The organism is Streptomyces sp. P9-2B-2, assembly GCF_030406865.1.
Classification (GTDB): domain Bacteria; phylum Actinomycetota; class Actinomycetes; order Streptomycetales; family Streptomycetaceae; genus Streptomyces; species Streptomyces platensis.
In genome coordinates, this window is record NZ_CP129126.1 from 5,276,441 (window position 1) to 5,302,174 (window position 25,734).

Annotated in this window: 29 protein-coding genes; 12 read left to right on the forward strand and 17 right to left on the reverse strand. The window is 70.7% G+C overall.

Annotated elements, in window-relative coordinates; translation table 11 throughout:
- The first annotated feature begins 92 nt into the window (after nucleotides 1-92).
- Nucleotides 93-956: a hypothetical protein gene (locus tag QT196_RS23130; protein WP_085927979.1), complete on the forward strand. Its 864-nt coding sequence runs from the start codon at nucleotides 93-95 to the stop codon at nucleotides 954-956.
- Between the two features lie 143 nt (nucleotides 957-1,099).
- Nucleotides 1,100-1,318, forward strand: a complete 219-nt coding sequence (locus tag QT196_RS23135) for a hypothetical protein (RefSeq protein WP_168480827.1) — start codon at nucleotides 1,100-1,102, stop codon at nucleotides 1,316-1,318.
- 9 nt (nucleotides 1,319-1,327) lie between these two features.
- On the opposite strand, the gene QT196_RS23140 is transcribed toward QT196_RS23135, so the two are convergent.
- Nucleotides 1,328-1,744 (reverse strand): metal-sensitive transcriptional regulator, encoded by a 417-nt coding sequence (locus tag QT196_RS23140; RefSeq protein WP_168480828.1) that lies wholly within the window; start codon nucleotides 1,742-1,744, stop codon nucleotides 1,328-1,330.
- Between the two features lie 194 nt (nucleotides 1,745-1,938).
- On the opposite strand from QT196_RS23140, the gene QT196_RS23145 reads away from it, so the two are divergent.
- Nucleotides 1,939-2,559 (forward strand): DUF47 family protein, encoded by a 621-nt coding sequence (locus QT196_RS23145; protein WP_026170326.1) that lies wholly within the window; start codon nucleotides 1,939-1,941, stop codon nucleotides 2,557-2,559.
- 9 nt (nucleotides 2,560-2,568) lie between these two features.
- Nucleotides 2,569-3,567 (forward strand): inorganic phosphate transporter, encoded by a 999-nt coding sequence (locus QT196_RS23150; protein ID WP_290355583.1) that lies wholly within the window; start codon nucleotides 2,569-2,571, stop codon nucleotides 3,565-3,567.
- A 165-nt stretch (nucleotides 3,568-3,732) separates the two neighbouring features.
- On the opposite strand, the gene pstB is transcribed toward QT196_RS23150, so the two are convergent.
- The 4 genes from pstB to pstS form a co-directional block, all read right to left on the reverse strand.
- Entirely contained in the window at nucleotides 3,733-4,509 is a 777-nt protein-coding gene (gene pstB / locus QT196_RS23155; RefSeq protein WP_168480829.1) for a phosphate ABC transporter ATP-binding protein PstB, read from the reverse strand.
- Nucleotides 4,510-4,542: 33 nt separating this feature from the next.
- Nucleotides 4,543-5,622, reverse strand: a complete 1,080-nt coding sequence (pstA, locus tag QT196_RS23160) for a phosphate ABC transporter permease PstA (RefSeq protein WP_168480830.1) — start codon at nucleotides 5,620-5,622, stop codon at nucleotides 4,543-4,545.
- On the reverse strand, nucleotides 5,619-6,614 hold the full coding sequence (pstC, locus tag QT196_RS23165; RefSeq protein ID WP_168480831.1) for a phosphate ABC transporter permease subunit PstC: 996 nt from the start codon (nucleotides 6,612-6,614) through the stop codon (nucleotides 5,619-5,621). Before pstC ends, pstA begins: the two co-directional genes overlap by 4 nt.
- A 139-nt stretch (nucleotides 6,615-6,753) precedes the next feature.
- Nucleotides 6,754-7,869 carry a phosphate ABC transporter substrate-binding protein PstS gene (gene pstS / locus QT196_RS23170; RefSeq protein WP_168480832.1) on the reverse strand — a complete coding sequence of 372 codons (1,116 nt, stop codon included), beginning with the start codon at nucleotides 7,867-7,869 and terminating at the stop codon, nucleotides 6,754-6,756.
- A gap of 418 nt (nucleotides 7,870-8,287) precedes the next feature.
- Between pstS and QT196_RS23175 the strand changes: the two genes are divergently transcribed.
- Nucleotides 8,288-9,397 carry a C40 family peptidase gene (locus QT196_RS23175; protein WP_290355584.1) on the forward strand — a complete coding sequence of 370 codons (1,110 nt, stop codon included), beginning with the start codon at nucleotides 8,288-8,290 and terminating at the stop codon, nucleotides 9,395-9,397.
- Nucleotides 9,398-9,694: 297 nt separating this feature from the next.
- Nucleotides 9,695-11,119 carry a PP2C family protein-serine/threonine phosphatase gene (locus tag QT196_RS23180; RefSeq protein WP_168480833.1) on the forward strand — a complete coding sequence of 475 codons (1,425 nt, stop codon included), beginning with the start codon at nucleotides 9,695-9,697 and terminating at the stop codon, nucleotides 11,117-11,119.
- Nucleotides 11,120-11,225: 106 nt separating this feature from the next.
- Here QT196_RS23180 and QT196_RS23185 read toward each other — a convergent pair whose 3' ends face one another.
- The 4 genes from QT196_RS23185 to QT196_RS23200 all read right to left on the reverse strand — a co-directional run bounded on the left by QT196_RS23185 (nucleotide 11,226) and on the right by QT196_RS23200 (nucleotide 13,987).
- The gene (locus QT196_RS23185; RefSeq protein ID WP_290355585.1) at nucleotides 11,226-11,570 is read right to left on the reverse strand and encodes a DUF2516 family protein; all 345 of its coding nucleotides are present in this window, start codon (nucleotides 11,568-11,570) and stop codon (nucleotides 11,226-11,228) included.
- Between the two features lie 186 nt (nucleotides 11,571-11,756).
- A complete protein-coding gene (locus tag QT196_RS23190) occupies nucleotides 11,757-12,386 on the reverse strand; it encodes a hypothetical protein (protein ID WP_168480835.1) in 630 nt (209 codons plus the stop codon).
- Nucleotides 12,387-12,419: 33 nt separating this feature from the next.
- A complete protein-coding gene (locus tag QT196_RS23195; RefSeq protein ID WP_168480836.1) occupies nucleotides 12,420-12,866 on the reverse strand; it encodes a helix-turn-helix transcriptional regulator in 447 nt (148 codons plus the stop codon).
- A 218-nt stretch (nucleotides 12,867-13,084) separates the two neighbouring features.
- A complete protein-coding gene (locus QT196_RS23200; RefSeq protein WP_168480837.1) occupies nucleotides 13,085-13,987 on the reverse strand; it encodes a putative protein N(5)-glutamine methyltransferase in 903 nt (300 codons plus the stop codon).
- A gap of 359 nt (nucleotides 13,988-14,346) precedes the next feature.
- On the opposite strand from QT196_RS23200, the gene QT196_RS23205 reads away from it, so the two are divergent.
- From QT196_RS23205 to QT196_RS23215, 3 genes are all read left to right on the forward strand, one after another.
- Nucleotides 14,347-14,766: a hypothetical protein gene (locus QT196_RS23205; RefSeq protein WP_168480838.1), complete on the forward strand. Its 420-nt coding sequence runs from the start codon at nucleotides 14,347-14,349 to the stop codon at nucleotides 14,764-14,766.
- Complete coding sequence (locus QT196_RS23210; protein WP_168480839.1) at nucleotides 14,763-15,089, forward strand: transcriptional regulator; 327 nt, start codon at nucleotides 14,763-14,765, stop codon at nucleotides 15,087-15,089. Before QT196_RS23205 ends, QT196_RS23210 begins: the two co-directional genes overlap by 4 nt.
- Before the next feature lie 273 nt (nucleotides 15,090-15,362).
- Entirely contained in the window at nucleotides 15,363-16,355 is a 993-nt protein-coding gene (locus QT196_RS23215) for an aldo/keto reductase (RefSeq protein ID WP_168480840.1), read from the forward strand.
- Nucleotides 16,356-16,498: 143 nt separating this feature from the next.
- Here QT196_RS23215 and QT196_RS23220 read toward each other — a convergent pair whose 3' ends face one another.
- Nucleotides 16,499-17,185, reverse strand: a complete 687-nt coding sequence (locus tag QT196_RS23220) for a helix-turn-helix domain-containing protein (protein WP_266734501.1) — start codon at nucleotides 17,183-17,185, stop codon at nucleotides 16,499-16,501.
- A 202-nt stretch (nucleotides 17,186-17,387) separates the two neighbouring features.
- Between QT196_RS23220 and QT196_RS23225 the strand changes: the two genes are divergently transcribed.
- The gene (locus QT196_RS23225; protein WP_168480841.1) at nucleotides 17,388-17,795 is read left to right on the forward strand and encodes a VOC family protein; all 408 of its coding nucleotides are present in this window, start codon (nucleotides 17,388-17,390) and stop codon (nucleotides 17,793-17,795) included.
- 34 nt (nucleotides 17,796-17,829) lie between these two features.
- Nucleotides 17,830-18,663 (forward strand): class I SAM-dependent methyltransferase, encoded by an 834-nt coding sequence (locus tag QT196_RS23230; RefSeq protein ID WP_266734333.1) that lies wholly within the window; start codon nucleotides 17,830-17,832, stop codon nucleotides 18,661-18,663.
- 66 nt (nucleotides 18,664-18,729) lie between these two features.
- Here QT196_RS23230 and QT196_RS23235 read toward each other — a convergent pair whose 3' ends face one another.
- From QT196_RS23235 to QT196_RS23250, 4 genes are all read right to left on the reverse strand, one after another.
- Complete coding sequence (locus QT196_RS23235; RefSeq protein WP_168480843.1) at nucleotides 18,730-19,296, reverse strand: NADPH-dependent FMN reductase; 567 nt, start codon at nucleotides 19,294-19,296, stop codon at nucleotides 18,730-18,732.
- Between the two features lie 162 nt (nucleotides 19,297-19,458).
- Nucleotides 19,459-19,890: an ankyrin repeat domain-containing protein gene (locus QT196_RS23240; RefSeq protein ID WP_168480844.1), complete on the reverse strand. Its 432-nt coding sequence runs from the start codon at nucleotides 19,888-19,890 to the stop codon at nucleotides 19,459-19,461.
- A 772-nt stretch (nucleotides 19,891-20,662) separates the two neighbouring features.
- A complete protein-coding gene (locus tag QT196_RS23245; protein WP_248001274.1) occupies nucleotides 20,663-21,721 on the reverse strand; it encodes an asparaginase in 1,059 nt (352 codons plus the stop codon).
- Nucleotides 21,722-21,770: 49 nt separating this feature from the next.
- Entirely contained in the window at nucleotides 21,771-22,316 is a 546-nt protein-coding gene (locus QT196_RS23250; RefSeq protein ID WP_168483920.1) for an ABC transporter substrate-binding protein, read from the reverse strand.
- A 371-nt stretch (nucleotides 22,317-22,687) separates the two neighbouring features.
- Between QT196_RS23250 and dtd the strand changes: the two genes are divergently transcribed.
- Complete coding sequence (gene dtd / locus QT196_RS23255; protein ID WP_042146934.1) at nucleotides 22,688-23,113, forward strand: D-aminoacyl-tRNA deacylase; 426 nt, start codon at nucleotides 22,688-22,690, stop codon at nucleotides 23,111-23,113.
- 88 nt (nucleotides 23,114-23,201) lie between these two features.
- Here dtd and QT196_RS23260 read toward each other — a convergent pair whose 3' ends face one another.
- Genes QT196_RS23260 through QT196_RS23270 form a run of 3 tightly spaced genes read right to left on the reverse strand, consistent with a single transcriptional unit; the run spans nucleotide 23,202 to nucleotide 25,733 of the window.
- Nucleotides 23,202-24,182: a glycine cleavage T C-terminal barrel domain-containing protein gene (locus QT196_RS23260; RefSeq protein ID WP_266734326.1), complete on the reverse strand. Its 981-nt coding sequence runs from the start codon at nucleotides 24,180-24,182 to the stop codon at nucleotides 23,202-23,204.
- A 31-nt stretch (nucleotides 24,183-24,213) separates the two neighbouring features.
- Nucleotides 24,214-24,651, reverse strand: coding sequence for a transcriptional repressor (locus QT196_RS23265; protein ID WP_085928095.1), 438 nt, complete (start codon nucleotides 24,649-24,651; stop codon nucleotides 24,214-24,216).
- A gap of 47 nt (nucleotides 24,652-24,698) precedes the next feature.
- Entirely contained in the window at nucleotides 24,699-25,733 is a 1,035-nt protein-coding gene (locus QT196_RS23270) for an ABC transporter substrate-binding protein (protein WP_266734323.1), read from the reverse strand.
- Nucleotide 25,734 lies beyond the last annotated feature (1 nt).

The following is a 25,734-nucleotide window of genomic DNA, read 5'->3' on the forward strand; positions in this document are numbered from 1 at the left end:
GTCAGGTGCGGCGGCGGGACGTCCGACCCTCCCGAGCGGACCGGCCGGCCCAGGCCGTTCCCGAAGACAGCGGCCGAGGGGGCTCGTACGCGATGGTGGTGCAGGACAGGCGAGGCGGCGGCACGGTCGCCGTGGCCATGGCGTGCGGGACGGGTCTGGCGGTCGGGCTGCTGACCTCGGGCTGTTCCCCGGACGGCGCCGCGGCCGACGACCAGGAGCCGGCCGGCCGGGCCGCCCCCGCCGCCGCGGAGGTCCGGGACAGCGCCGACGCCCTGGTGCGGGCCGGCTCCGCCGCGGTCCGTACGTCCATGGAGACCGCGAGCGGCGGCACCCGTGTCGCGATCCGCGGCACCGGCGGCTACGACTTCGCCACCAGCACCGGCCGGCTGCGGGTCGTGCTCCCCGACCCGGCGGGCCGGCCCAGCGGCGGCCATCAGCCGATCACGGAGATCCTCGCGCCCGGTGCGCTGTTCATGAAGAACCGCGGGGCCGGGGTGCCCGCCGACAAATGGGTGCGGGTGGCCACCGCGTCACTGGCCGACGGGAATCTGGTCACCGGCGGCGCGACCGATCCGCTGGCCGCCGCCGAACTGCTGCGCGGTGCACGGGAGGTGACGTATCAGGGCGAGGAGTGGCTGGACGGGGTCCGGGTGCGGCACTACCGGGGTACGACGGACATCGGGGCGGCCGCCGCGGCGGCGTCACCGCGTACCGCACCCGCGCTGGCCGCCGCGGGGGACGGATTCACCACCGGAGAGGTGCCGTTCGACGCGTATCTGGACGAGGCCGGGCGGCTGCGCAAGGTGCGCCAGTGGTTCCGTTTCGCCAACGGCGCGCCGAAGGGGGCCTCGGTGACGTCCACGACGGAACTGTCCGGTTTCGGGACGAAGGTCGCGGTGCAACTGCCGGACGAACGGGACATCTACGCGGGAAAGATCGCTTCACCCACGCCATGAGGGCGGGCGCCGTGGGCCGGGCATGTGACGGGGGCGCCTTGCCGGATGGCGGAAATGGTCCATCCGTGCCATGCGCGGAGCGTGCGCCCGTCCCTAGGCTTGCGGTAACCACCCCAGGCGTGGGAAGGCGCTCGAAGGAGGAGGTGTTGTACGTGGCACACCGCCCTACGACGGTCCAGGACCACGTAGCCCTCGTCGAGATCGACCTGACCGGTGAGTTGATGATCGCGGCCGCGGCCGCCAGTGAGGATCGACTCAGCCCGGACCGTATCGACGAGGTGCTGGAGGTCGACGGCGACGGGGGCGACCCCGCGGACCGGGTGCCGCCCGGGACCGGAGCCGCCGGCCGCTGTCCCGGTTAGCGCGCCGGTTCAGGTGCGCAGCATCCGCTCGATGGCCTTGGTGGCCTCCTGGACCTTGGCGTCGATGGCCTCGGGGCCCTTGACGGCCGCGTCGGCGACGCAGTGCCGCAGATGCTCCTCCAGGAGCTGGAGGCCGAAGGACTGGAGGCCCTTGGTGCTCGCCGAGACCTGGGTGAGTATGTCGATGCAGTAGACATCTTCTTCGAGCATCCGCTGGAGTCCGCGGATCTGACCCTCGATCCGCCGCAGTCGCTTGATGTGTGCGTCCTTCTGCTGTGCGTAGCCGTGCACGCCGGCCGCCGGAGAAGTCTCTGCGTGATGGGTCACGGTTTGAACGTCGCTTCGGGGGTCGGCGTCCGGCTTCGGGGGGTGGGGGGCCGCGGCGGCTGCGGCGCTGCCGCTGGTGTCGGCGTCCGTGGTCGGCATGGCCGTCTCCCGTGGTATCTAGGCGATCTACATACCCCTGGTGGGTATATGGTACCGAACTTTGCGGGCACCTGTGGTACCCCGTGCAGAGCATGCTGCACGATGGGCGACACTGAAGGAATGCCGGTTAGCTGTGGCTGGATGATGCGCCTAGCATCAACTCGACCGAATCCGATGTACCCCGAGGATTTCACGTGCGCTTTCGTCTGACCCCCAGGGAGACGAGCTTCTACGACATGTTCGCCGCCTCTGCGGACAACATCGTCACAGGCTCCAAGCTCCTGATGGAACTGCTCGGGGCGGACGCCTCCGCTCGTGCAGAGATCGCTGAGCGAATGCGGGCGGCGGAGCACGCGGGTGATGACGCGACCCACGCGATCTTCCACCAGCTGAACTCCTCCTTCATCACGCCGTTCGACCGCGAGGACATCTACAACCTCGCCTCGTCGCTCGACGACATCATGGACTTCATGGAAGAGGCGGTCGACCTGGTCGTCCTCTACAAGGTCGAGGAACTGCCCAAGGGCGTCGACCAGCAGATCGAGGTGCTGGCGCGGGCGGCCGAGCTGACCGCCGAGGCCATGCCGCATCTGCGGACGATGACCAACCTCACCGAGTACTGGATCGAGGTCAACCGCCTGGAGAACCAGGCCGACCAGATCCACCGCAAGCTGCTGGCGCACCTCTTCAATGGCAAGTACGACGCCATCGAGGTCCTCAAGCTCAAGCAGATCGTGGACATCCTGGAAGAGGCGGCGGACGCCTTCGAGCACGTCGCCAACACCGTCGAGACCATCGCGGTCAAGGAGTCCTGAGCGCCGCCCATGGACACCTTCGCGCTCGTCGTGACCATTGCGGTCGCGCTCGGTTTCACCTATACCAACGGCTTCCACGACTCGGCGAACGCCATCGCGACCTCGGTCTCGACGCGGGCGCTGACTCCGCGGGCGGCGCTGGCGATGGCCGCCGTGATGAACCTCGCCGGTGCCTTCCTGGGCAGCGGGGTCGCCAAGACCGTCAGTGAGGGGCTGATCTCCACTCCGCACGGCAGCAAGGGGATGGGCATCCTCTTCGCCGCGCTGCTCGGCGCGGTGGTCTGGAACCTCGTCACCTGGTACTTCGGTCTGCCGTCGTCGTCCTCGCACGCCCTCTTCGGCGGCATGGTCGGTGCGGCCCTCGCCGGTGGCACCACCGTGATCTGGTCCGGGGTGGTCGAGAAGGTCGTCCTGCCGATGTTCATCTCGCCCGTCATCGGTCTGGTGCTCGGCTATCTCGTGATGGTCGTGATCCTCTGGATGTTCCGGAAGTCCAACCCGCACAAGGCCAAGCGCGGTTTCCGCATAGCCCAGACCGTGTCCGCGGCGGGTATGGCGCTCGGACACGGCCTCCAGGACGCGCAGAAGACCATGGGCGTCGTGGCGATGGCCCTGGTCATCGCCGATGTCGAGGACCAGAACGCGGCCATCCCGCTGTGGGTCAAGCTGGCCTGCGCGATCACGCTCTCGCTCGGTACGTACGCGGGCGGCTGGCGCATCATGCGCACCCTGGGCCGCCGGATCATCGAGCTGGACCCGCCGCAGGGCTTCGCGGCGGAGACCACGGCCGCCTCGGTCATGTACACCGCGTCGTTCATGTTCCACGCGCCGATCTCCACCACCCATGTCATCACCTCCGCGATCATGGGCGTGGGCTCGACCAAGGGCACCCGCGCGGTGCGCTGGGGCGTCGCCAAGAACATCGTGATGGGCTGGTTCATCACCATGCCGGCCGCGGCGCTGGTCGCGGCGGGCGCGTACTGGATCGTCGAGCTGGCCTTCGGCTGACGCGGACGGCAGCCGTCCGGTCCGGCAGCTGACACGGACAGCAAGTGGGCCCGCCCCCCGGGAAGTGGGGGCGGGCCCTTCGCCTTGCGGTGGCACCGCCATGCAGCACCGCAGGACGCTGGTGGGGGCGGCCCGGCCGGAGCGGCCGGGCCGCGCTCTCGTCGCTCAGCCGAAGCGGCCGGAGATGTAGTCCTCCGTGGCCTGGACCGACGGGTTGGAGAAGATCCGCTCGGTGTCGTCGATCTCGATCAGCTTGCCGGGCTGGCCGACGGCGGCGAGGTTGAAGAACGCCGTCCGGTCCGACACCCGCGCGGCCTGCTGCATGTTGTGCGTCACGATGACGATCGTGAAGCGCTCCTTGAGCTCACCGATCAGGTCCTCGATGGCGAGCGTGGAGATCGGGTCGAGCGCCGAGCACGGCTCGTCCATCAGCAGCACCTGCGGCTCGACGGCTATGGCGCGGGCGATGCACAGCCGCTGCTGCTGGCCGCCGGACAGGCCCGAACCGGGCTTGTTGAGGCGGTCCTTGACCTCGTTCCAGAGGTTGGCGCCCTTGAGGGACTTCTCGACGATGTCCTTGAGCTCGCTCTTCTTGTACGAGCCGTTCAGCCGGAGACCGGCCGCGACATTGTCGAAGATCGACATCGTGGGGAACGGGTTGGGGCGCTGGAAGACCATGCCGACGGTGCGGCGGACGGCGACCGGGTCGACCCCGGAGCCGTAGAGGTTCTCGTCATCCAGCATCACCTTGCCCTCGACGCGGCCGCCGGGGGTGACCTCGTGCATCCGGTTCAGGGTGCGCAGGAAGGTCGACTTGCCGCAGCCGGACGGGCCGATGAAGGCCGTCACGGAGCGCGGCTCGACGGTCATCGAGATGTCGTCGATGGCCTTGTGGCTGCCGTAGTACGCGGAGAGGCCGCTGACGTCGATTCGCTTGGCCATGGAAATCACTGCTTCTTTCTGTTGGCGGCTTGGTCAGCGGCCGGACTTGGGGGCCTTCCAGCGGGCGATGCCGCGGGCCACCAGGTTGAGGATCATGACGAAGGCGATGAGGACCAGTGCCGCGGCCCATGCGCGGTCGTACGAGGCCTCGGAACCCTGCTGCCACTGCTGGAAAACGTAGAGCGGAAGTGACTGCTGGGCATCTTCGAAGGGGTTGTTGTTGATCGTCTTCGCGCCCCACACCAGGAGCAGCACGGGTGCCGTCTCTCCGGTGATGCGCGCGATGGAGAGCATCACGCCGGTGGTGATGCCGCCGATCGAGGTCGGCAGGACGACCTTGAGGATGGTGCGCCACTTGGGCACGCCGAGGGCCAGTGAGGCCTCGCGCAGCTCGTTCGGGACGAGCTTGAGCATCTCCTCGGTGGAGCGGACCACGACCGGCATCATCAGGATCGCCAGCGCCATCGAGCCGGCGAAGCCGGACGGGCCGAAGCCGAGGATCAGGATCCACACGGAGAGGATGAACAGGCCGGCCACGATCGACGGGATGCCGGTCATCACGTCGACGAAGAAGGTGACGGCCCGCGCGAGCCGGCCGCGGCCGTACTCGACGAGGTAGATCGCGGTGAGCAGACCGATCGGCGCGGCGATCAGGGTGGCCAGGCCGACCTGCTCCAGCGTGCCGATGATCGCGTGGTAGATACCGCCGCCGGGCAGCGCGTCCGGGGTGGTGCCCATCGAGTGCGACAGGAAGTAGCCGTCGAGGACCGCGGTGCCGCGGCTGACGGTCTCCCACAGGAGGGAGGCCAGCGGGACGACGGCGGTCAGGAAGGCCATCCAGACCAGGCTGGTGGCCAGCCTGTCCTTGGCCTGCCGGGTGCCCTCGACGGCCGCGGCCAGCACGAAGGTGCCGAGGACGAAGAGCGCGGCCGCGATCAGGCCCCACTGGACCGTGCTGTCCAGGCCGGCGCCCAGTCCGATGCCGACGCCGGCGCCGGCCGCGGCCAGTGCGATGACCGGCGGGGACCAGCGGGGCAGCCGGGCGTGCTTGAGGGAGACCGGAAGCGGGGTGCCGCCATTGGAGACCGCAGGGCGGTCGGTCGTGATGCTCATGCGGCGGCTCCCGAGTACTCCTTGCGACGGGCGATGATCAGGCGGGCCGCGCCGTTGACGAGCAGCGTGATCACGAAGAGGACGAGACCGGAGGCGATCAGGGCGTCCTGGCCGAACTGGTCGGCCTCGCTGAACTTGCTGGCGATGTTCTGGGCGAACGTGCCGCCGCCCGGGTCCAGCAGGCTGGCGTTGATGAGGAAGCTGGGCGAGAGGACCGTGGCGACGGCCATCGTCTCGCCGAGCGCACGGCCCAGGCCCAGCATGGAGGCGCTGATGACCCCGGAGCGGCCGAAGGGGAGCACCGACATCCGGATGACTTCCCAGCGGGTGGCGCCGAGGGCCAGCGCGGCTTCCTCGTGCATCTTCGGGACCTGGAGGAACACCTCGCGGCTGACGCTGGTCACGATCGGCAGGATCATGATCGCGAGCAGGATGCCGACGGTGAACAGCGAGCGGGCCGCCCCGCCGCCGTATTCAAAGATGCCGGTCCAGCCGAGGTAGTCGTCCAGCCAGGTGTAGAGGCCGGTCAGATGCGGGACGAGGAAGAGCGCGCCCCACAGGCCGTAGATGATGCTGGGCACCGCGGCGAGCAGGTCGATGACGTAGCCGAGCGTGGAGGACAGCCGGCGCGGGGCGTAGTGCGAGATGAACAGCGCGATGCCGACCGCGACCGGGACCGCGAGGGCCATCGCGACGATGGAGCTGACGACGGTGCCGAAGGCGAGCACCGCGATGCCGAACTTCGGCTCCGCCCCGCTCGCGTTCCAGTCCAGCGTGGTGAAGAAGTTGGCCTTGTCGCCGGAGATGGCGAGCACGGACCGGTAGGTGAGGAAGCCCGCGATCGCGGCCATGATCACCAGGAGGGCGATACCGGAGCCCCGGGAGAGTCCGAGGAAGATCCGGTCACCGGGGCGGACCGCCTTGCCCGATATGGCCGAGAGGCCGTCGTGGGGTGGCGGAGGGGTGTCGGTTGTGGAGGTGGCTGTGTTCATGGGTTCTCCGGTCTGCGGAGCCGGATGACGGCTCCTGGCGCGGCGGTGCACCGGACGGGCGGCGGCCCGAAGGGGGCCCTGGTGAAGGGGCCCCCTTTTTTTGGACCGTACGGCGGTTCATGGGCCGCCGCCCGGTAGGTCAGGAGATCTTGGCGACGGTCGCGCGGACCTTGTCGGCGATCTCGGTGGGCAGCGGGGCGTAGCCGAGGGCCTTGAGGGCGCTCTGGCCGTCCTTGCTGGAGATGTAGGTCAGGAAGGACTTGGTGGCGGGCAGCGTCTCGGCCTTGTTGCCCTTGTTGCAGGCGATCTCGTACGTCACCAGGGTGATCGGGTAGGCGCCCTCGGCCTTGGTGGTGTAGTTGAGATCCAGGGCCAGGTCATCGTCCTTGCCGACCTGCTTGGCCTCGGAGATGGCCTTGGAGGCGTTGTCGACGGTGGCCTCGACCGGCGCCTTGGCGCCGGTGTTCAGCTTGGCCGTCTGGATCTTGCTCGCCGTGGCGTACGACAGCTCGAAGTAGGAGATCGCGCCGCTGGTCTGCTTGACCTGCGAGGAGACACCGGCCGAACCGGACGCCGCCTGGCCGCCTGCGCCCTCCCACTTCTTCGCCGGCTCGTGCTTCCAGTCGCCGGCGGCCTTGAGGTACTTGGTGAAGTTGTCGGTGGTGCCCGAGTCGTCGGAGCGGTGGAACGGCTGGACCTTGAGGTCCGGGAGCTTGGCGCCCGGGTTCAGCTTCTTGATCGCCGGGTCGTTCCACTTCTTGATCTCCGAGTTGAAGATCTTCGACAGGGTCGGGGCGTCCAGCACCAGGTTGTCGACACCCGGGACGTTGTAGCCGACCGCGATCGGGCCGCCGACCATCGGCAGGTCGATGGCCTGGCCGCCCTTGCAGACCTGCTTGGACTTGGTGACCTCGTCGGGCTTGAGGGCCGAGTCGGAGCCGGCGAAGGCGGTCTGACCCTGGAGGAAGGTCGTGACACCGGCGCCGGAGCCGGTCGGCTGGTAGTTGATCTCCGTGCCCTTGCAGGCGCCCGCGTAGTTCTGCACCCAGACGTCCATGGCGTTCTTCTGCGCGGACGAGCCGGACGCGAGCAGCTTGCCCTTGCCGTCGCACTTGATGTTGGACGGCTTGGCGGCGCCACCGCCACCGGCACCGGTGGTGTCATCGGAGCCGCACGCGGACAGGGCCAGGGCACCGGAGACGGCGAGAGCGCCAACGGCGAGGGCGCGAACCCGGTTCTTGCGCTGAAGCTTCACTGTCGAGAGTTCCTTCCTGGGGCGCGCCGCTTCGTCGGCGTGCGAGGTGGTGAGCGGGGCATTGGCTGTCGCGTTCGTGCGATGCCAGCTAGCCGTGTCGCGCTTGCGCTGTGGGCATGGCGCGCACTCGGTACGGCTGAAATTAGGTAGATCAGGTGAAGCGGCCGAAGGAGGAGAGTGAACGCAGGGTGAACCTCGGCCATCGGCTGGGTGCGGGGGGAGAAGTGCTCACCGAGTGGTGCGAAACAGCCCGTCACCCTGTTGAATTACCAGTCGGTATGGCAGCATCCGCGCCTGAGGCAAGGCGATATCGGTGCGGAACGACCGGAGGTGGCTGGTGGGGAGCCAGGGGGCACAGCAGGGCGTTCGGGACGTACGAGGCATGCGGGGGGCACGGGGAGTAAGAGGCCGCAGACTGGTGGTGTGCACCACCGTCGTCCTGTGCGCGATGGGTCTGCTCGGCGGTACGGCGACGGCCGCGTACGCCGATGACCCGAAGAACCCGTCCGCGGACGCCCGGCGGGCCGGGAGCGCCGCGGCCGCCGCGGACGCCGACGCCGAGCGCCTCGACGGCGTACGCAAGAAGATCGAGGCCCTCTACCGCCAGGCCGAGCAGGCCACCGACGCGTATAACGCCGCCGAGGAGCAGGTCGGGCTCCAGCAGAAAGAGATCGTCCGGCTGGCCCGCAGCATCGACCGCACCCAGCACAAGCTGGCCGCCCTGAAGCGGCAGGCGGGCTCGCTGGCCAGCGCCCAGTATCGCGGCGGCGGGGTCCCCTCCGAGGCGAAACTGATGCTCGACACCGACCCGGAAGGCTTTCTCGACAATGCCACTCTGGCCCGTAAGGGACAGTTCGCCGCCAAGCGTGTGATCAGCCAACTCGGGCGTCTCAAGGGTGACTTGGAGAAGTATTCGGACTCCGCCACGGACCGCTGGGAGCAGCTGGAGGCGAACCGCAAGAAGAAGGAAAGCGCCCAGCGGGACATCAAGAAAAAGATCGACGAGGCAAAGCAGCTGGAATCCCGGCTGGCCGCCAAGGAAAAGGACCGGCTGAAGAAGCTGGAGGACGCGCAGGCCTTCGCGCGGCAGCAGAAGTGGCTCGACTCCGGCGTGCTGAAAGACATCAGCAACAATGCGTCGGCGGCCGGCAAGAAAGCGATTTCCTTCGCCACCGCACAGCTCGGCAAGGACTATGTCTGGGGCGCCGAGGGGCCGGACACCTTCGACTGCTCCGGGCTGACCCTGCGGGCCTGGCAGGCCGGTGGCCACACGATTCCGCGCACCTCACAGGAGCAGTGGCGGCAGCTGCCGCGCGTCGGCCTCAGGGATATGCGGCCGGGCGATCTGATCATTTATTTCTCGGATGCCAGCCATGTCGGGATGTATCTCGGTGACGGCGCAATTGTGCATGCGCCACGTCCCGGCCGGCAGGTGACGATCACCGGCGTCGGTTCCATGCCGATCCTCGGGGTCGTCCGCCCCGATGGTGGGGACGACGGTGATGGCGCGCGTCACAACGGACGATGAATGACCGGATTTCTTGCTGTCTGAGGGTTGTCGTGGCGTAGCGGAATGCACTCAAGCGGGGTGATGTTCGTCATTCCGCATTCCGCCCTCCCCAGGTCAAATGGCTTATCGGGTGCGGCATATGACGATGGCCGATTGCCGCCGGGCATTCCATACCTCTCCGTACTGACGCTATGGTCGCCTGTCAGTGCCTGGCACGGCCCACTCATTTGACCGACGAGCGACGTGGAGCCGGGCACGGTGGTGCGCCGTCGGCGCCCCGCCGCACCCCTCGGGGGGAGGGAAGGAAGCAGACCAATGCCCGTACCCGTACCGCACCAGCGGACGGTCGTGCTGCCGCATCAGGCAGGACCGGCGGACGACGCCTGCGCGCATGCGCGGGTCGCCGACGCGCCGGGCGCGGGGGACGCGACGGCCCGGGGCACGAGCGTCCCGGCGCCCGCCGGCGGCCAGGAACCGGCCCGTCCGGCACCGCACGGCTACCCGGAGTCCGGGCAGCCCCAGCCGGACGAACAGCGATTTTCGGCCGACCGCGGACCGCTCCACCAGGGCCTGACCCTGCTCCTCATCGGCGAGGACCCCAACAGCCATGTCCCCGAGATGTGGGACTGGGCCGGCCGCAAGGTGCGCCTGCGGACCGCCCGCAACCTCACCGAGGCCGAGCGGCTGCTCACCGACGACGTGCACTGCATCCTGCTCGACCTGCCCCCGGCGGAGCCCGCCGCCGACCCTGACGGCGACGGCACACCCGGGGACACCCTGGGCATACTGCGCGACGTGCTGCGCATGGCGACCTCGCACGCCGTCCTCGTCCTCACCTACGAGACGGACGCCGAGCGCGCCGCCGACGCCGTCCGCGTCGGCGCCCAGGACTACCTCTTCCGCGACGAGCTGGACGGCGCGGTCCTCAGCCGCGCGGTCCGCTACGCCGTGGAACGCAAACGCGCCGACCTCGCCCAGCGCCAGCTGACCGAGTCGCGGATGCTCGCCCAGGAGAACGCCCGCCTGGAGCGCGGCCTCCTGCCCACGCCCCTGCTCGACGGCTCCGACCTCCGGTTCGCGGCCTGCTACCGCCCCGGCCGCAGCCGCGCGCTGCTCGGCGGCGACTTCTACGACACCGTCCGCACCCCGGACGGCACCGTCCACGCGATGATCGGCGACGTCTGCGGCCACGGCCCGGACGAGGCCGCCCTCGGCGTCGAGCTGCGGATCGCCTGGCGCGCGCTGACCTTCGCCGGACTCTGCGGCGACGAGCTGCTGGCCACCCTCCAGAAGGTGCTGGAGCACGAGCGCGCGGACGACGAGATCTTCGCGACGCTGTGCACCGTCGACATCTCCGCGGACGGCCGCCGCGCCGGGCTGTGCCTGGCCGGCCACCCCGCACCGCTGCTGGCCCGCGCCGGCGAGCGCCCGGACCTGCTGCCGTACGAATTCGGCGGCCCGGCGCTCGGCCTGCTGCCGAACGCCCGCTGGCCGCGCCGTCAGGTCGAGCTGGGCGGCTCCTGGAGCCTGATGATGTACACCGACGGCCTGATCGAGGGCCGGATCGGCAAGGGCAATCAGCGCCTCGGCCAGGAAGGCATGACCGAGCTGGTCAGCCGCCAGATGGCGGCCGGTCTCAGCGGCGAGGAGCTGCTGGACGCATCGGTCAGGGAGGTCCGCGATCTCAACGGCGGCGAGCTGACGGACGACGTGGCCGTCCTGCTGCTGGACCGGCGCTGACGCAGCCGCGGGGCGCCGGGGACGGAGTCGCGGGTCGCCGGGGCCGTGCGGCTCGGCGCCGTTCAGCGCCGCCGTGGGCCCCGGGGGCCGGGCGGCCCGGTGCGGCTCAGCGCCCGCCGTTGTAGGGCCCGTACGGCCCGTCCGAGCTGGAGCCCCCGCGGCGCGGCCCGCGCCCACCGCCGGAGACCTGCCGGAGCGCCGGCCGGACGTCGACGGTGTAGACGATCACCGCGATCACGCCGATGACCGGCAGGAACGACATGATCGGCAGGATGAACAGCAGCGCCGTGGCAAGAGCGAGGAAAATCAGCCACATGCCCTTGCTCTGCTTGCTCGCCGCGCGATAGGCGTCTTCCCGCCGCACGGCCGCATCGATCAGCATCACGGCGGCATAGACACCCAGGGTGAGCTGCACCCAGCTCAGAATGCTCTGGAACCCGTAAATCAGCACGCCCTGCACCGCCCGTTCGCCCGTCGTGTCGTCTCGGTCCGCTGCTGCGGCCGTCGGCCGCCCACGCGGCCCCACCGTACCCGCACAACGGACCGGGCACCTGAAGTGTGCCCGGCCCGTGCGGTCAATCGGCGCTCCCGGCGCCGGGTGAGCCGGCTCACAGCCCACTCACCCGGTGCTCCGCGGTCACTTGGCGGACGGCGGGGTGCTCTTCCGGGCCGGCGCGGGCTTGCGCTGCGCGACGGGCTTCTTCGGCGCGGCCGGCTTGGGCTGCGTCGACGGGGTGGCCTTGGTCTCCGCCTTGGTCCCGTTGGCGGCCTGGTTCTTCGCGTCGCTCTTGTTCGCGGGCTTCTGCGCCGGCTTGGGCGCGGGCTCCGGCTCGATCGCCACCGCGAGGTCCTCGACCTGGTCGGCGGCCTCGCCGCGCCAGGTCGCCACGGCGCCCCGGCCGCGCTCGGCCAGCTCTTCGTAGCCCTCACGGGCCCGGACGACGGCCTCGGCGGCCCGGCCCACGCCCTGGAGCGCCAGCTCCTGCGCCTGGTCGCGGACCTTCTTGATGTCGCCGTCCAGCGACCCCAGCAGCTCGCCGAGCTTCTCCTGGGCGTCCTTGGCCTGCTTGCTGACCAGGGCCTGGACGTCCTTGGGGTCGGTGCTGCGGACGGACTCGAAGCGCTTGGGCGCCTCCGCCCGGATCTTCTCGACGAACTGCGGGACCTCGCCGAGCTTCTCGGCAGCCAGGTCGACGGTGCCGGCCAGGGCGTACAGCGGGGTCGCGTCGGTCAGGGCCTTGCGGAGGTCATCGGTGTTGATGGCCATGGCGTTGTTCCTCCTGGAAACGGAATCGGTTGCTCAGGTGGCGTGCGGGCCGCCGTCGGCCTCTGTCGTGAGGGAGTCCGTGCCGCGCCCGTCCTCATGTCCGCTCGCAGCGGTGTCCTTGCCGTCGCTCCCGAGCCCGTTCTCCTTGCGGAAGGACTCGTAGATCTGGAGCAGGACCTGCTTCTGCCGCTCGTTCAGCGCCGGGTCGGTGAGTATCGCGGTCTGCACTTCGACCCCGTCCAGACCGCGCCGCTCGTCCAGGATCCCGGCCTGGACATACAGCGTCTCCGCGGATATCCGCAGCGCCTTCGCGAGCTGCTGAAGAATGTCCGCGCTCGGCTTGCGCAAGCCGCGCTCGATCTGGCTGAGGTACGGATTGGACACCCCGGCGGCATCCGCGAGCTGCCGCAGACTCAGCTGCGCCGTGCGCCGCTGCTCCCGCAGGAACTCGCCGAGATTGCCGACATTGAGTGATGCCATACCCCGATGGTGCCTCGCCCTGCTAACTATTGCAAGCAAGCGCTAGCAATAGTACTCCGGTCGGGTGGGGGCGGGGCTTGCGAGCGGGGGCGCTGGGCCGGGGGCCTGTTCCTTGTTTGTCGGCTGCCCGATGGGGGCGGGGAAACACCCTCGCGTACCGCGGGGTGCCCCTCCGCTGGCCCGCACGCCTCCCCGCTGCGGGCCAGTGGACGACGGCGTTACGACGGTCCCGGTATGGCCCGCCCGTCCGCCGGCCGCGTGCCGATGATGACGGTGGCGTAGAGCTCCTCGGAGCCGGTCACCCTGGGGAGCAGCCCGTTGCGGGTGAAGGCCCCGACCGCGTGCGGGGCCTGCCGTTCGCTCGTCTCGACCAGCAGATGGCCTCCTGGCGCCAGCCACTGCGGCGCGGCCGCGGTCACCCGCCGCAGGACGTCGAGCCCGTCCGCACCACCGTCGAGCGCCACCAGCGGCTCGTACTCGCGGGCCTCGGGCGGCAGCAGCCCGACCTCGCCGGTCGGTACGTAGGGCACGTTGGCCACCAGGACGTCGATACGGCCCCGGAGGCCGCCGGGCAGGGCGTCGAAGAGGTCGCCCTCGTACACCCCACCCCCGGCGGGAGCGACATTGCGGCGGGCGCAGCGCACCGCGGCGGGCTCGATGTCCGCCGCGTGCAGCTCGATCCGGTCCAGGGCGTCGGCCAGTACGGCGCCCACCGCGCCGGATCCGCAGCACAGGTCGACGACGACCGGGGCCCGCCCGGTGCGGTCGCCGGCCCGGCGCCCGAGCTCGATGGCCTGGCCCACGAGGAACTCGGTACGGCGGCGCGGCACGAAGACGCCGGGGTCGACGGTGACCCGCCGGCCGTAGAACTCCGCCCAGCCGACGACGTGTTCCAGGGGGAGGCCGATGACGCGCCGCTCCACCATGGCGGCGAGTTCGGCCGCGGTGCGTGCGCTGGAGAGGAGCAGTTCCGCCTCGTCCTCGGCGAAGACGCAGCCGGCGGCGCGCAGTTCGCTGATGACGGTGGCGCGGGAGTGCGGTGCGGAGTGCGGCGTGGAGAGGGGGGCCGGGAGGGGCGATGAGAGCGGTGACGGGTGGGACGGAAGCGGAGATGACGACATGTGAGCCTTTCGGGGCGCCGAGTGCGCTTCCCGGGTCACGTGTGTCGGAGGGTCACCTGCATCGGGTGGACCGCACGGGCGTGAGCCGGGAGCACCTGCCTGGTCTGGCGGGGAATCGGTCTCACCTCCTGGGTCCGTTCACTGATGGCAGCGCCACCCTACCTGACCTGGGCCTCGTCGCCCAGGCGGCCGTGACGCGGCCGACCCCGCGACCGCTGCCCTCCCTCCCTGGACGCCGCGGAGCCGCAGGGGTGCGATCGCCGAGCCCAACTCACAATGGCTGGAAAGTACTTGTCGAATTGGAAAGTATTTGTCACGCTGAACGCAGGAAGTCGGATCATCAGACAGGGGGAATCGGCATGGGGGAGTACGCCTCACACGACGCGGCGGCCGCACTGGCCCGGGTGCAGGAGCTGGACTCGACGGTGCGGAAGGGCTCGAAGTGGTACGTCCGGTATCAAGTGATCTACGGTTGCGCAGCCGCGGTCATGGTGCTGTGCGTCGGACTGTTGCCCTCGCCCCAGGGGGTGGCGATCGGCGTCGGCGGCTGGATCGCCACCATCGCCGGGCTGTCGGTCTACGCGGCCCGGCAGCGCGTTTCCCGGCGCGGCTTCGGTCGGCGGCATGTAGGCCTGATCATGGTGTGGACGCTGCTCTACCTCGCGGTGCTGTTCCCCGGCGTGACGTGGCATCAGGGTGCCGCGTCGTGGTGGGTCCCCGGGGCAGTGGTGGTGGCCCTTCCCGGGCTGATAGGCGGCTATCTGGAGGCGCGGCGGTGACCGAAACGAGTCCGGGGGCACATCCACGTCATGAACTCGACGAGGTGATTCACGCCCCGGTCCGCCTCTCCATCGTGGCGACCCTGGCGGCCGCCGACAAGGCCGAGTTCGCCTTCGTCCGCGACACCGTCGAGGTGAGCGACTCGGTCCTGTCGCGGCAGGTAGCCACCCTGGAGAAGGCCGGCTATGTCGCCGTCACCAAGGGATACGTCGGCAAGCGCCCGCGTACCTGGCTCGCCCTGACACCCGGCGGCCGCACCGCCTTCGCCGCGCACTGCCAGGCCCTACGGGCGATAGCGGGAAACGGCGCCGACGGAGGCTGACAGAGGGCGCGGGCGCCTGAAAGCTGGATGTCGGGGGCGCCGCACCCGCCCAACCCGCGGCTGTCCAACCCCGCCTGAAAAAACTCTGTTGACTTGGAGTGCACTCCAACTCATAGCGTCCGGGACGGGATTACGGGACACGTCCGCAACGCGGGCGCCGGACTCAGAGCTCAGGGCTCAGGGATCGGGGATCAGGGCGCTGGGGGACCGGGAGCTCGGAGCAGGTTCCGGGATGCAGATCCCGTCCACCGCACGTCCAGGAGGAGCAACAGCATGACCACGACGAACATCCCGACGCGTCACCTCGGTGAGCTGGCGGTTTCCGCACAGGGGCTCGGCTGCATGGGCATGAGCCACGCCTACGGGGAGTCGGACGACACGCAGTCGATCGCGACCATCAACCACGCGCTCGACCTCGGCGTCAGCCTCCTGGACACCTCCGACTTCTACGGCGCGGGACACAACGAGGAGCTGATCGGCCGGGCCATCGCCGGGCGGCGGGACGAGGTGGTGCTGGCGACGAAGTTCGGCTTCGCCAACGCCCTCGGCGAGCCGACCGTGATCCGGGGCGACGCCGCCTACGTACGAGAGGCCTGCGACGCGTCGCTGCGCCGGCTCGGGGTCGACCACATCGACCTCTACTACCAGCACCGCGTCGACCCCGAGGTGCCGATCGAGGAGACCGTCGGCGCGATGGCCGAACTCGTCGCGGCCGGCAAGGTGCGCCACCTCGGGCTGTCCGAGGCGAGTGCGGCGACCATCCGCCGGGCGCATGCGGTGCATCCGATCGCCGCGCTCCAGAGCGAGTGGTCGCTGTGGACCCGCGTCCTGGAGGACGAGATCGCACCGGTGTGCCGTGAACTCGGCATCGGCCTGGTGCCGTTCTCGCCGCTCGGCCGCGGATTCCTGACCGGGCGCTACACCTCGGCCAAGGACCTGCCGGAGTCCGACATGCGCCGCAGCCAGCCGCGCTTCGCCGACGGCAACCTGGAGCAGAACCTGACCATCGTGAAGAAGCTCGACGAACTCGCCGCGGAGAAGGGCGTCACCGCCGGTCAGCTCGCCCTGGCCTGGGTGCAGCACCGCGGTGCGGATGTCGTGCCGATCCCCGGCACCCGCCGCCAGAAGTACCTGGAAGAGAACCTCGGCGCACTCGCCATCGAGCTGACCACCGAGGAACTCACCGCGATCGACGCCGCCGCCCCGACCGGCCAGATAGCCGGAACCCGTTACGACGAGTCCAGCATGACGTTCGTCAACGGGTGAGGGGCTGAGGACGGGCTTGGGGCGATGGGGCTGACGGCTGGTGCTGGTGGTTGGTTGCTGACGGACCTGGGCCAGGGCCTGGAGTGCCGTGTCGGACGCTGCTGGGCCTAATGGGGGAGGAGTGTGGTTGAGGGGCACGGGGATCAGGCGCTCCCGGGGGCGTTGAGGGTGCCGTGCAGCAGGATGGCGATGAGTTCGTCGGGGGTGAGTGGCGGGGCGTCGGCCTCCGGTGCCGATGCCGATGCCGGTGTCTGTAGCCGGGTGAAGAGCAGGCCCAGGAAGACGGCGGCGACTTTGTCGGGGCTCAGGCGGAAGGCGGCCCGGTCGGGTTCGAGCAGCTCGATGACGGCGTTGCGCAGGGCGGTGAGGGACTGAGCCCGGCTGTCCGGCGGCGGAGCTTGCCCGTCCCGACCGTTCGGCGGCGGAGCTTCCCGGTCCTGGCCATCCGGTGGCGGAGCCTGCCCACCCCGGCCATCCAGCAGGGCAGTCTCCTCGCCCCGGCTCCCGCTATCCGGGCCGCGGCCCCGCCGGTGGCCCGAGGCGTGGAGGGTGCCGACGACGGTGCCCATGCGTTCCATATGGGCGTGCAGGGCCTCGGCGGCCTCGGCCAGCCGGGCGGTGAGTGGTCCGTCCAGGGAGATCGAGGCGAGTTCGCGCAGCACATGGTCGGTGCCGACCGCCTCGGTGACGCAGGCGTCCAGCAGCTCGTCCTTGTCCTTGAAGGCCCGGAAGATCGTGCCTTCGCCGATGCCTGCGGCGCGGGCGATCCGGCTGGTGGTGACGGCCGCGCCGTACTCCGCCACGAGCGGCAGCGCGGCGGCCACGATCATGGCTCGGCGCTCCTCGACGCTCATGCCGGGCGCGCGTCGGCGGGAGGAGGGTGGCGTCATGGCGGCACAGTACGGAGTGAGTGCTCACTCCGTCATGGAGGCGCGCCTCAGCTCACCGCTCCTTAGACTTCTTGCAGCGCGACAAGGCCGGTCCGACGGCCGCTGTGCAGGGGCCGTCGCCCGTACGGAAGGACGGCGCGCCATGGACTGGAAGCTCGAACTGGTACCGGTTCCGGTCACCGATGTGGAGCGGGCGAAGCGCTTCTACAGCGAGCAGATGGGCTTCGCCGTCGATCACGACATGTGCATCGGCGACGAGGCACGCATCGTGCAGCTGACGCCGCCGGGGTCGGGCTGCTCGATCGTCATCGGCGCGGGCACCGGCGTCATGGAAGAGAAGCCAGGCTCTCTGCAAGGGCTGCAGTTGGTGGTCTCCGATATCGCCGCGGCCCGTGCGCAACTGGTCGAACGGGGGGTGCCGGCCGGCCCCGTGCAGCACGTCGAGGACGGCGCGATGGCGGACGGCCCCGGCGGGGCATGGAACTCGTTCGTCTACTTCAGCGACCCGGACGGCAACGGCTGGGCGCTCCAGGAGCGTCCCGAGAGCTGAGCGCGGCGGGCGCGCCCGCTCCTAGGCTCGGCGGATGACGACGCTTCAGGAAGAGTTTCTGCGGACCTTTCATGCCGCGCATCCCGCGGTGACCGTGCGGGCGATGGCCCACGGAAAGGCCGCGGACGGCCGTTCCAGTTACGAGCTGCTGCGGGACCGGGTATCGGCGTGCGACCGGGTGCTGGATCTCGGCTGCGGTGACGGACTGCTGCTGGAGCTCCTCGCCGCCCGGCCTTCGGGCGCCCCCTCGGTGCTTGCCGGACTCGACCTCTCCGCCGAGGAGTTGGCGCTGGCCCGCCGCCGTCCGGGCCTCGCCGCGGCCGACCTCCGCCCCGGCCGGGCGCAGCAACTCCCCTTCGCCGACGGCTGGTTCGACGGCTGCGTATCCCATATGGCGCTGATGCTGATGGGCGAGGCGGAACGGGTCGCGGCGGAGATGGCACGCGTGCTGGCGCCGGGCGGCACGCTGGCCGTCGTCCTGGGGGCCGGTGCGGCGGGCGGCGAGGCGTGCGAGAGCTTTCTGCGGCTGGCGCGCCCGCTGTTCGAGGCGGCCCCCGCGGCACAACGGATTCCGCCGCTCGGGGACCCCCGGCTGCGCACCCGCGAGGGCTTCGACGCGGTCTTCCGCCCGGCCGGATTCGCCCCGGCCGAGTGGGAGACCGTACGGATCGACCTGACCGGCCCGCCGGAACAGGTCTGGCGGACCGTGGGCACGTACTACGACCTCGGGCCGCTCGCCCCCGCGGTCACGGCGGATCTGCGGGCCCGCTTCGAGGCGGAGTCGGCGGGGCTGGCGCTGCCGGACGGACGCGTTCCGTGCGGGATGAAGGTGCATGTCGCGACGGCGGTGCGGGGGCAGGGTGCCTGAGGGGGGCGAAGGCGGATCCGGTTCACTGCCGGGCCACGTGCCGGACGCGTACCGACCCTGCGGGCCTCAGCCGCCGTACGGCCGGGTCGCGCGGGCCTCGCGGAGGGCCACTGCCCACCAGGTGAGCTGGTGGAGCAGGGTGTCGGCGGCCTGTGCGGCCGAGGCCGGGTCGTGCAGGTGGCCCGTGTCGTCGAAGAGGTTGCCGGCGAGCGGGAAGCTCACCGTTTCGCGCACCGTGGTGGCGTGCAACTCGGCGAAAACCAGCCGCAGTTGCTCGACGGCGCGGAGACCGCCGGAGATCCCGCCGTACGACACGAAGCCGACCGGCTTGGCGTGCCACTGGGCATGCAGCAGATCGATGGCGTGCTTGAGCGGGGCCGGGAAGGAGTGGTTGTACTCCGGGGTGATCACGACGAAGGCGTCCGCCTCGTCGACGCGCTTGGCGAAGGTCTCGTACTCCTCGCTGCCGTAACGGAGTTCGTACGGGCGGACGGCATCCAGGTCGATGACGTCCACGTCGATGTGCGGGTGGCCTTCGGTGTGCCGGGTGAACCAGTTCGCGATGACGGGCGCGAACCGGCCCTCCCGGGTGCTGCCGATGATCACTGCGAGGCGGTAGGGGTGCTCGGACATGCGGGGCCCTTCGTGGCGTGCGGCGCGAGTCGGTGAACGGCGGGGTGCCGTCTCGACCCGACGCTAGAACCTCAATCGAGCTTGAGGTCAAGCGGTGGCGCGGCCGCGCCGTTGGCCGCGAAGGGGCTGGGCCGGTCCTCAGCTACCGGGCCGTCCGCCGGGTCACTCCGCCCCGAACAGCTTCAGCAGCTCCGCCTTCTCGAACATCCGGGCCGTGTCGATCGCCGACGGAGTACCTGCCGTCGGGTCCGCGCCGTGTGCCATCAGGACCTTGACGACCTCGTCCTCGGCCTTGAACACCGCGCCGGCGAGCGGGGTCTGGCCGCGGTCGTTGGGGCGGTCCGCGTCGGCGCCGCGCTGCAACAGGGCCTCCACGGTGGCGGGATGGCCGTGGTACGCCGCCAGCATCACCAGCGAGTCGCCCTTGTCGTTCGTCAGGGTGGCGGGCACGCCCGCGTCCACGTAGGCGGCGACCGTGTCGGTGTCACCGTGCCGCGCCAGGTCGAACACCTTGGCCGCGAGCTGAAGCACCTCGGGGTCGTGCGCGTGCTCGATCGCCTCGGGCCCCTGCGGCTCGGAATTCGCGTCGCTCATGGTCGCCGGCCTCCTGCTGTTGGTGGGTGATACGTGCGTGCACCGTGTCATCGCCACCTTATGCAGGCCGTCGCGGGAGCGGCAGCGGGCGCGCGTTGCCGGTGGCTGGGCGTGGGGTGGGCGTGGGTGCGGGTTTGCCGTGGGCTGGGGCCGGTGCGCCTATGGCTTGGTGGGTGGTGGGGTCGGAGGGGACGCCCGGTAAGCCGTCCTCGGCGCGGGCGACGCGGGTCCCAGAGGTTCTAAGCCCCGTTGTCCGCTCCGGGTCCTGCGGGCGGCTCACCGGGCATCCCCTCCGCCCTCCGTCCGTACGCGGTTGTCCCGCCGTACGGATCACCGTTACGGCAAGGCAGCGGCACCTCTTGGCAGGCATCTGGCCCGGCCGTCCGCAGCTTGGGCGCGGGCCGAGATGGGTGGTGACGGACGGTGCCACCGTCCGGCAGTCGGCGACGGGGGACGGTCGGAGGGGATGTACCGGGGCCCGCCCGCAGGACCGGAGCAAACACCGGGGTACTCAATCCCATGGACCCGCGTCGCCCGCGCCGTGGGGGCACCTCCCGGCCGGAGGCTGGGGGAGGGCCCCGGTGCGTCCCCTCCGGCCCCCGCGGCAGCCACAAACCCCGCAACGGCACCAGCCACAACACAGCCGCAGCAAAAAGGCCGCGGCCACCCCCACAGGGGCGCGAGGAACTGCGCGCCCAGCCACAACGACCCCGCAGGTACACGACGGGCATGACCGCCCAGCCACAACGAACCCGCAGCCAACCACCAGCCGTCAGAACGAAGCCCGAATCTCCCCCACCCGCGTCCCGCCGCCAAGGAGCGGTGCGTCCTCAAGGCGGGTGAGGACAGGGGCGTCGAGGCCCATGAGGCGGAGGGTGCGGGCGAGGATGGGGCCGAGGGTGCGGGTGGCGCCGTCGTCGATCTTGAAGGCGAGGGCGCGGCCGTCGGGAAGGGCCAGCGCCTGCACGGCCTCGGCGCCCATCTTGGAGAGGGCGCCGGGAAGGGCCTGCATCAGCCAGGTGTCGGGCCGCCGGGTGCCGGCGACGTACTCCGGGTGGGCCCGCATCGCGTCCGCGACCCGCCGCTCGGGGCTGCCGGGCTCGGCCATGACGAAGTGCCGGAAGGCGCGTGCCAGCCCGGTCAGCGACAGCGACAGCAGGGGCGCCCCGCAGCCGTCCGTGCCGACATGGGCGACGTCCTCGCCGCTGGCGGTGCGGACCCCGTCGGCGACCAGCTGCTGGAGCGGATGGACCTCGTCGAGATACGTGGCGAGCGGCCAGCCGTTGAGCGCGCAGGCGGCCAGCATCGCGGTGTGCTTGCCCGAGCAGTTCATGGTGAGGCGGTCGCGGACCCGGCCGGAGGCGAGGTATGCCTCGGCCTCCTCGGGGTCCAGCGGCAGGTCCGCGGGCGTCTGGAGGTGGTCGGCGGTCAGGCCGTGCTCGGCCAGCATGGTCCGTACGAGGTCGAGGTGGAACGGCTCGCCGGAGTGGCTCGCGGCGGCCAGCGCCAGCCGCTCGCCGGAGAGGTCCAGGCCGGCCCGCAGCACCGCCGCTGCCTGCATCGGCTTGTTCGTGGAGCGGGGGAAGACGGGCGCGGTCACGTCGCCCAGGGACCAGTCCACGCTGCCGTCGGCGGCGAGCACCACGAGGGAGCCCCGGTGCCGCCCCTCGACGAAGCCGGAGCGGACGACCTCGGCGAGGACCGGAGAGACGGCGGAGGAGATGGAGGAAACGGGGGAAGCGGAGGAAGCGGGGGAAAGCGCGGCCGCCGGGGAATCCGGGGACGTGGTGGATTCCGAGGTCGGCTCGGATATGGGGGTGGGCGAGGTCATCGTCGGCCTTCCGGGAGTGACCCGCGCCCCCCAGAGGCTTGTGGCCCGGTCAGGACAGCAGGTCGTCTACTTGCGCTTCACCTTCACGGTACCTGCGGGCGATTTCGGCGCTGCAATCGTCCGTGGTGCGCTGCAACGACTGACGGCGCCGGGACACCTGCTGTTCGTAGCGGATCAGCCGGCCCATCGCGTCGTGCAGCTCCTGGTCCGTACGCGCGGTGAGGTCGGACAGTTCCACCTCGCCCAGCATGTCCTCGGCGAGCCTGCGGTATTCCTCGCTGTGCGGCGTACCGAGCGTCACATGCCGGGCGGAGGAGCGGTGCCGCGACGGCAGGTCGGTGAGGATCTCCGGGAGCCGGTCCAGCAGCGGTGACTGCTGGGCGGTGCGGCGGGCGATCTCGGCCCGCAGGATGTCGATCCGGCCCTGCAACAGCCGCCGCAGATAGCTGAGATCGGCCTCTTCCTGCTGGGAATCACGCCGTACGACGCGCAGCTCGGGCAGCCCCAGGCCGGACAGATCGGGGGTGGCGGCCGGCAGGCAGTGGTCGCGCTGCTGCGGGGGGCGGGGGTGCTGCGTCTGGCCTGCCTGGAGCATGGGGCCGTCCTCGGTGCCGGGGGGCTCGACGCGAGCCGTCGCTGTGGTCGTCGTCAGGGCGGTGGGGGGTGGTGGGGTGGCGGGCGCCGGATGTGCGGGGTCGGTCGCGGGGGTGGTCGATGTCGTCCGTCCGGCCGGTGTCGTACGGGCGGTTGGTACGGGACCGGGTGTCTGTCCGGCGCCGAGAGTGTTCATGAATCGTTCCGTCCCCTCGTCCGGTGCCGCGTCCTGGGGCATGTTGTCCATGAAACGCACCACGTGCACGCATCGTGCCACTCTGGGCGGTCCTTCCGCAGGGCCATGGCACCCGAACGGCCCCCGTGGGGGCACGGCTGTCCGAAGGCGGTGGGCCGCCCGGCATGATGGCGGGTATGCGAGCTGTGGTGCAAAGGGTTGACGGTGCCCGCGTCGAGGTGGCGGGCGAGACGGTCGGGGAGATCGTCGGCGAGGGGCTGTGCGTGCTGGTGGGGGTCACGCACGAGGACACGAAGGAGAAGGCGGCGCAGCTCGCCCGCAAGCTGTGGTCGGTGCGGATTCTTCAGGGCGAGAAGTCCTGCTCGGACACCGCGGCGCCGCTGCTGGTGATCAGCCAGTTCACTCTCTACGGTGACGCCCGCAAGGGCCGCCGCCCCACCTGGAACGCGGCCGCACCGGGGCCGGTCGCCGAGCCGCTGGTCGACGAGGTCGTCGCGCAGCTGCGGGCGCTGGGTGCCCAGGTGGAGACCGGCCGCTTCGGGGCGTCCATGAAGGTGTCGCTGACGAACGACGGGCCGTTCACGGTGCTGGTAGAGGTCTGAGACCGGTCCGGCGGGGCAGGGCCGGACGAGGCTCTGCCCCGCCAGGGGGCCCGCGGGTCAGTCGCGGGCCCCTACGGCTTGACGGCCCCTACGGCTCGACGACGACCTCCTGCGCCGCGGCCGTGCTGCCCGCCGTCAGCGGCGCGTCCACCGGCACATTCCGCTTGACCAGGGCCAGCGCGATCGGGCCGAGCTCGTGGTGGCGGGCCGAGGTGGTGATGAAGCCGAGCTGGCGGCCCTCCTCGCCGTCCGAGGCGAGGCGGACGGGGGTGCCGTGCGGGGGCAGATGGACCTCGCTGCCGTCCAGGTGCAGAAAGACCAGCCGGCGCGGCGGCTTGCCCAGGTTGTGGACCCGGGCGACGGTCTCCTGGCCGCGGTAGCAGCCCTTCTGGAGGTGGACGGCGGTGCCGATCCAGCCCAGCTCGTGCGGGATGGTGCGGTGGTCGGTCTCCAGGCCCAGCCGGGGGCGGTGGGCCTCGACGCGCAGCGCCTCCAGGGCCAGGACGCCGATCGCGGGGCCGTGGTCCGCGGCGAAGGACTCCAGGTCGGCGCGGGGCAGGAACAGGTCGCGGCCGTGCGCGGTCTCGCGGACGACGGCCTTCGCGGGCACCTCGGCGATGGAGCCGGCCGGGAGGTGGACGACGGCGATCTCGTCGGTGCGGTCGGCGACCTCGGCCCGGTAGAAGAACTTCATGCTCTCCAGGTAGGCGATCAGCGCCTCCTGGTTGCCGGGTTCGGTGTGCATCCAGGTCGTCTCGCCGTCGTCGACGAGGGAGAGCGCGTGCTCGATGTGGCCGTGCGCGGACAGGATCAGCGCCTCGGTGGCTTGGCCCGGTGGCAGGTCGCTGACGTGCTGGGTGAGCAGCAGATGCAGCCAGCTCAGCCGCTCGGCGCCGGTGACGGTGACCACGCCACGGTGTGAGAGGTCGACGAAGCCGGTGCCGTCGGCGAGGGCACGTTGCTCGCGGAAGAGGTCGCCGTAATGCGCGGCGACGCCTTCGTCGGGGGCCTCGGCGGGGACGGCGCCGGGCAGCGACAGCAGGGGGCTGGCGGATGAAGGTCGCGGCATGGGGCCAGCCTACGACTCGGGGGCGACCGCCTCAGCCGTCGCCCTCGGCGGCCTTGGCACGGCAGGCCGCACAGCGCCCGAAGATCGCGAAATGCTTCATATCCGTCTCGAAGTCGAATTGTTCGCGCAGCATCGCCGTGAACGGTTCGGCCACTGACAGATCCGCCTCGATGACCTCCGTGCAGTCCCGGCACACCAGGTGCATGTGGTGGTGGCGGTCGGCGAGGTGGTAGGTCGGGGCGCCGTGGCCGAGGTGGGCATGGCTGACCAGGCCCAGCTCTTCGAGGAGTTCCAGGGTCCGGTAGACCGTGGAGATGTTCACCCCGCCCGCCGTCTTGCGCACCTCGGTGAGGATGTCGTCCGGCGTGGCGTGCTCCAGCCTGTCCACAGCCTCCAGCACGAGCTGACGCTGCGGGGTCAGGCGGTATCCGCGCCTGCGGAGGTCGCTCTGCCAGTCGGTGGTCACCACACGGCCAGTGTAGAAGGGCGGGCGCCGGGTGTCCGTACACCGAGGGGTCAGCCGCCCGCCCGTATGCCGCGCAGGTAGCGGGCCAGGTCGGTGACGGCGGCGGGGTTGCGGGGGCTTTCGACGAGGTCGGCGTAGTCCATGACGTAGATCCGGTGGTGCTTGACCGCCGAGACGTGGGCGAGCGGGGCGTAGGACATCAGGAACTGCTTCTTCCGGGCGGCGGAGGTGTCGCCGTAGTCGTTGATCACGATGACCTCGGGGTCGCGGGCGACGACGGTCTCCCAGCCGACGGTCGTCCAGGAGTCCTTGAGGTCCTTCATGACGTGGTCGCCGCCGGCCTTGGTGATGATGTCGTGCGGTCCGGCGTACTTGCCCGAGGTGAACGGCTTGTCGCGGCCGTCGTCGTAGAGGAAGACGGAGGGCCGCTTCGCGGGAGCGGGGGCCTTGGCGGCGGCGTCGGCCACCTGCTTCCGGTACTTCTTCACCAGGGCGGTGGCGCGGTCCTCGACTCCGAAGATCTTTCCGAGCGTCGTCAGGTCGGTGTAGAGCGCCTCCAGCGGCGGCATCACGCCGCGGGCGCCGTCCCTGCCGTTGTGGCAGGACTCGGTCAGCACATAGCTGCCGATGCCGAGCTTCTTCAGGGCGGCGGGGGTGAGGCCGGTGTCCTCGCCGAAGCCGTAGTTCCAGCCCGCGAAGACCAGGTCGGCGCGGGCGTCGAGGGCGATCTCCTTGGTGAGGGCCTTCTTGCCTAGCCAGGGGGCCTTGCCGTACGCGGCCTTCCAGGGGACGGCGCCGACATCGCCCTTGTCGTCGGGCATGACATACCCGGCCATCCGGTCCTCCAGGCCGAGCGCGAACATGATCTCGGTGATGCCGACGTCGTTGGTGACCACGCGGGCGGGCGGCTTGTCGTAGGTGGTGCGGATACCGCAGTTCTCGACGGTGACGGGGTAGCGGCCGGACGCTCCGGCGGGGTGCCGGCCGTGCGCGGCGCTGCCGTCGTCGTCGGAGACCTTGGCGCCGCAGCCGGTGAGGGCGAGCGTGAGGGCGAGGGCGGTGAGCGGGGCGGTGGGGCGGCGCATG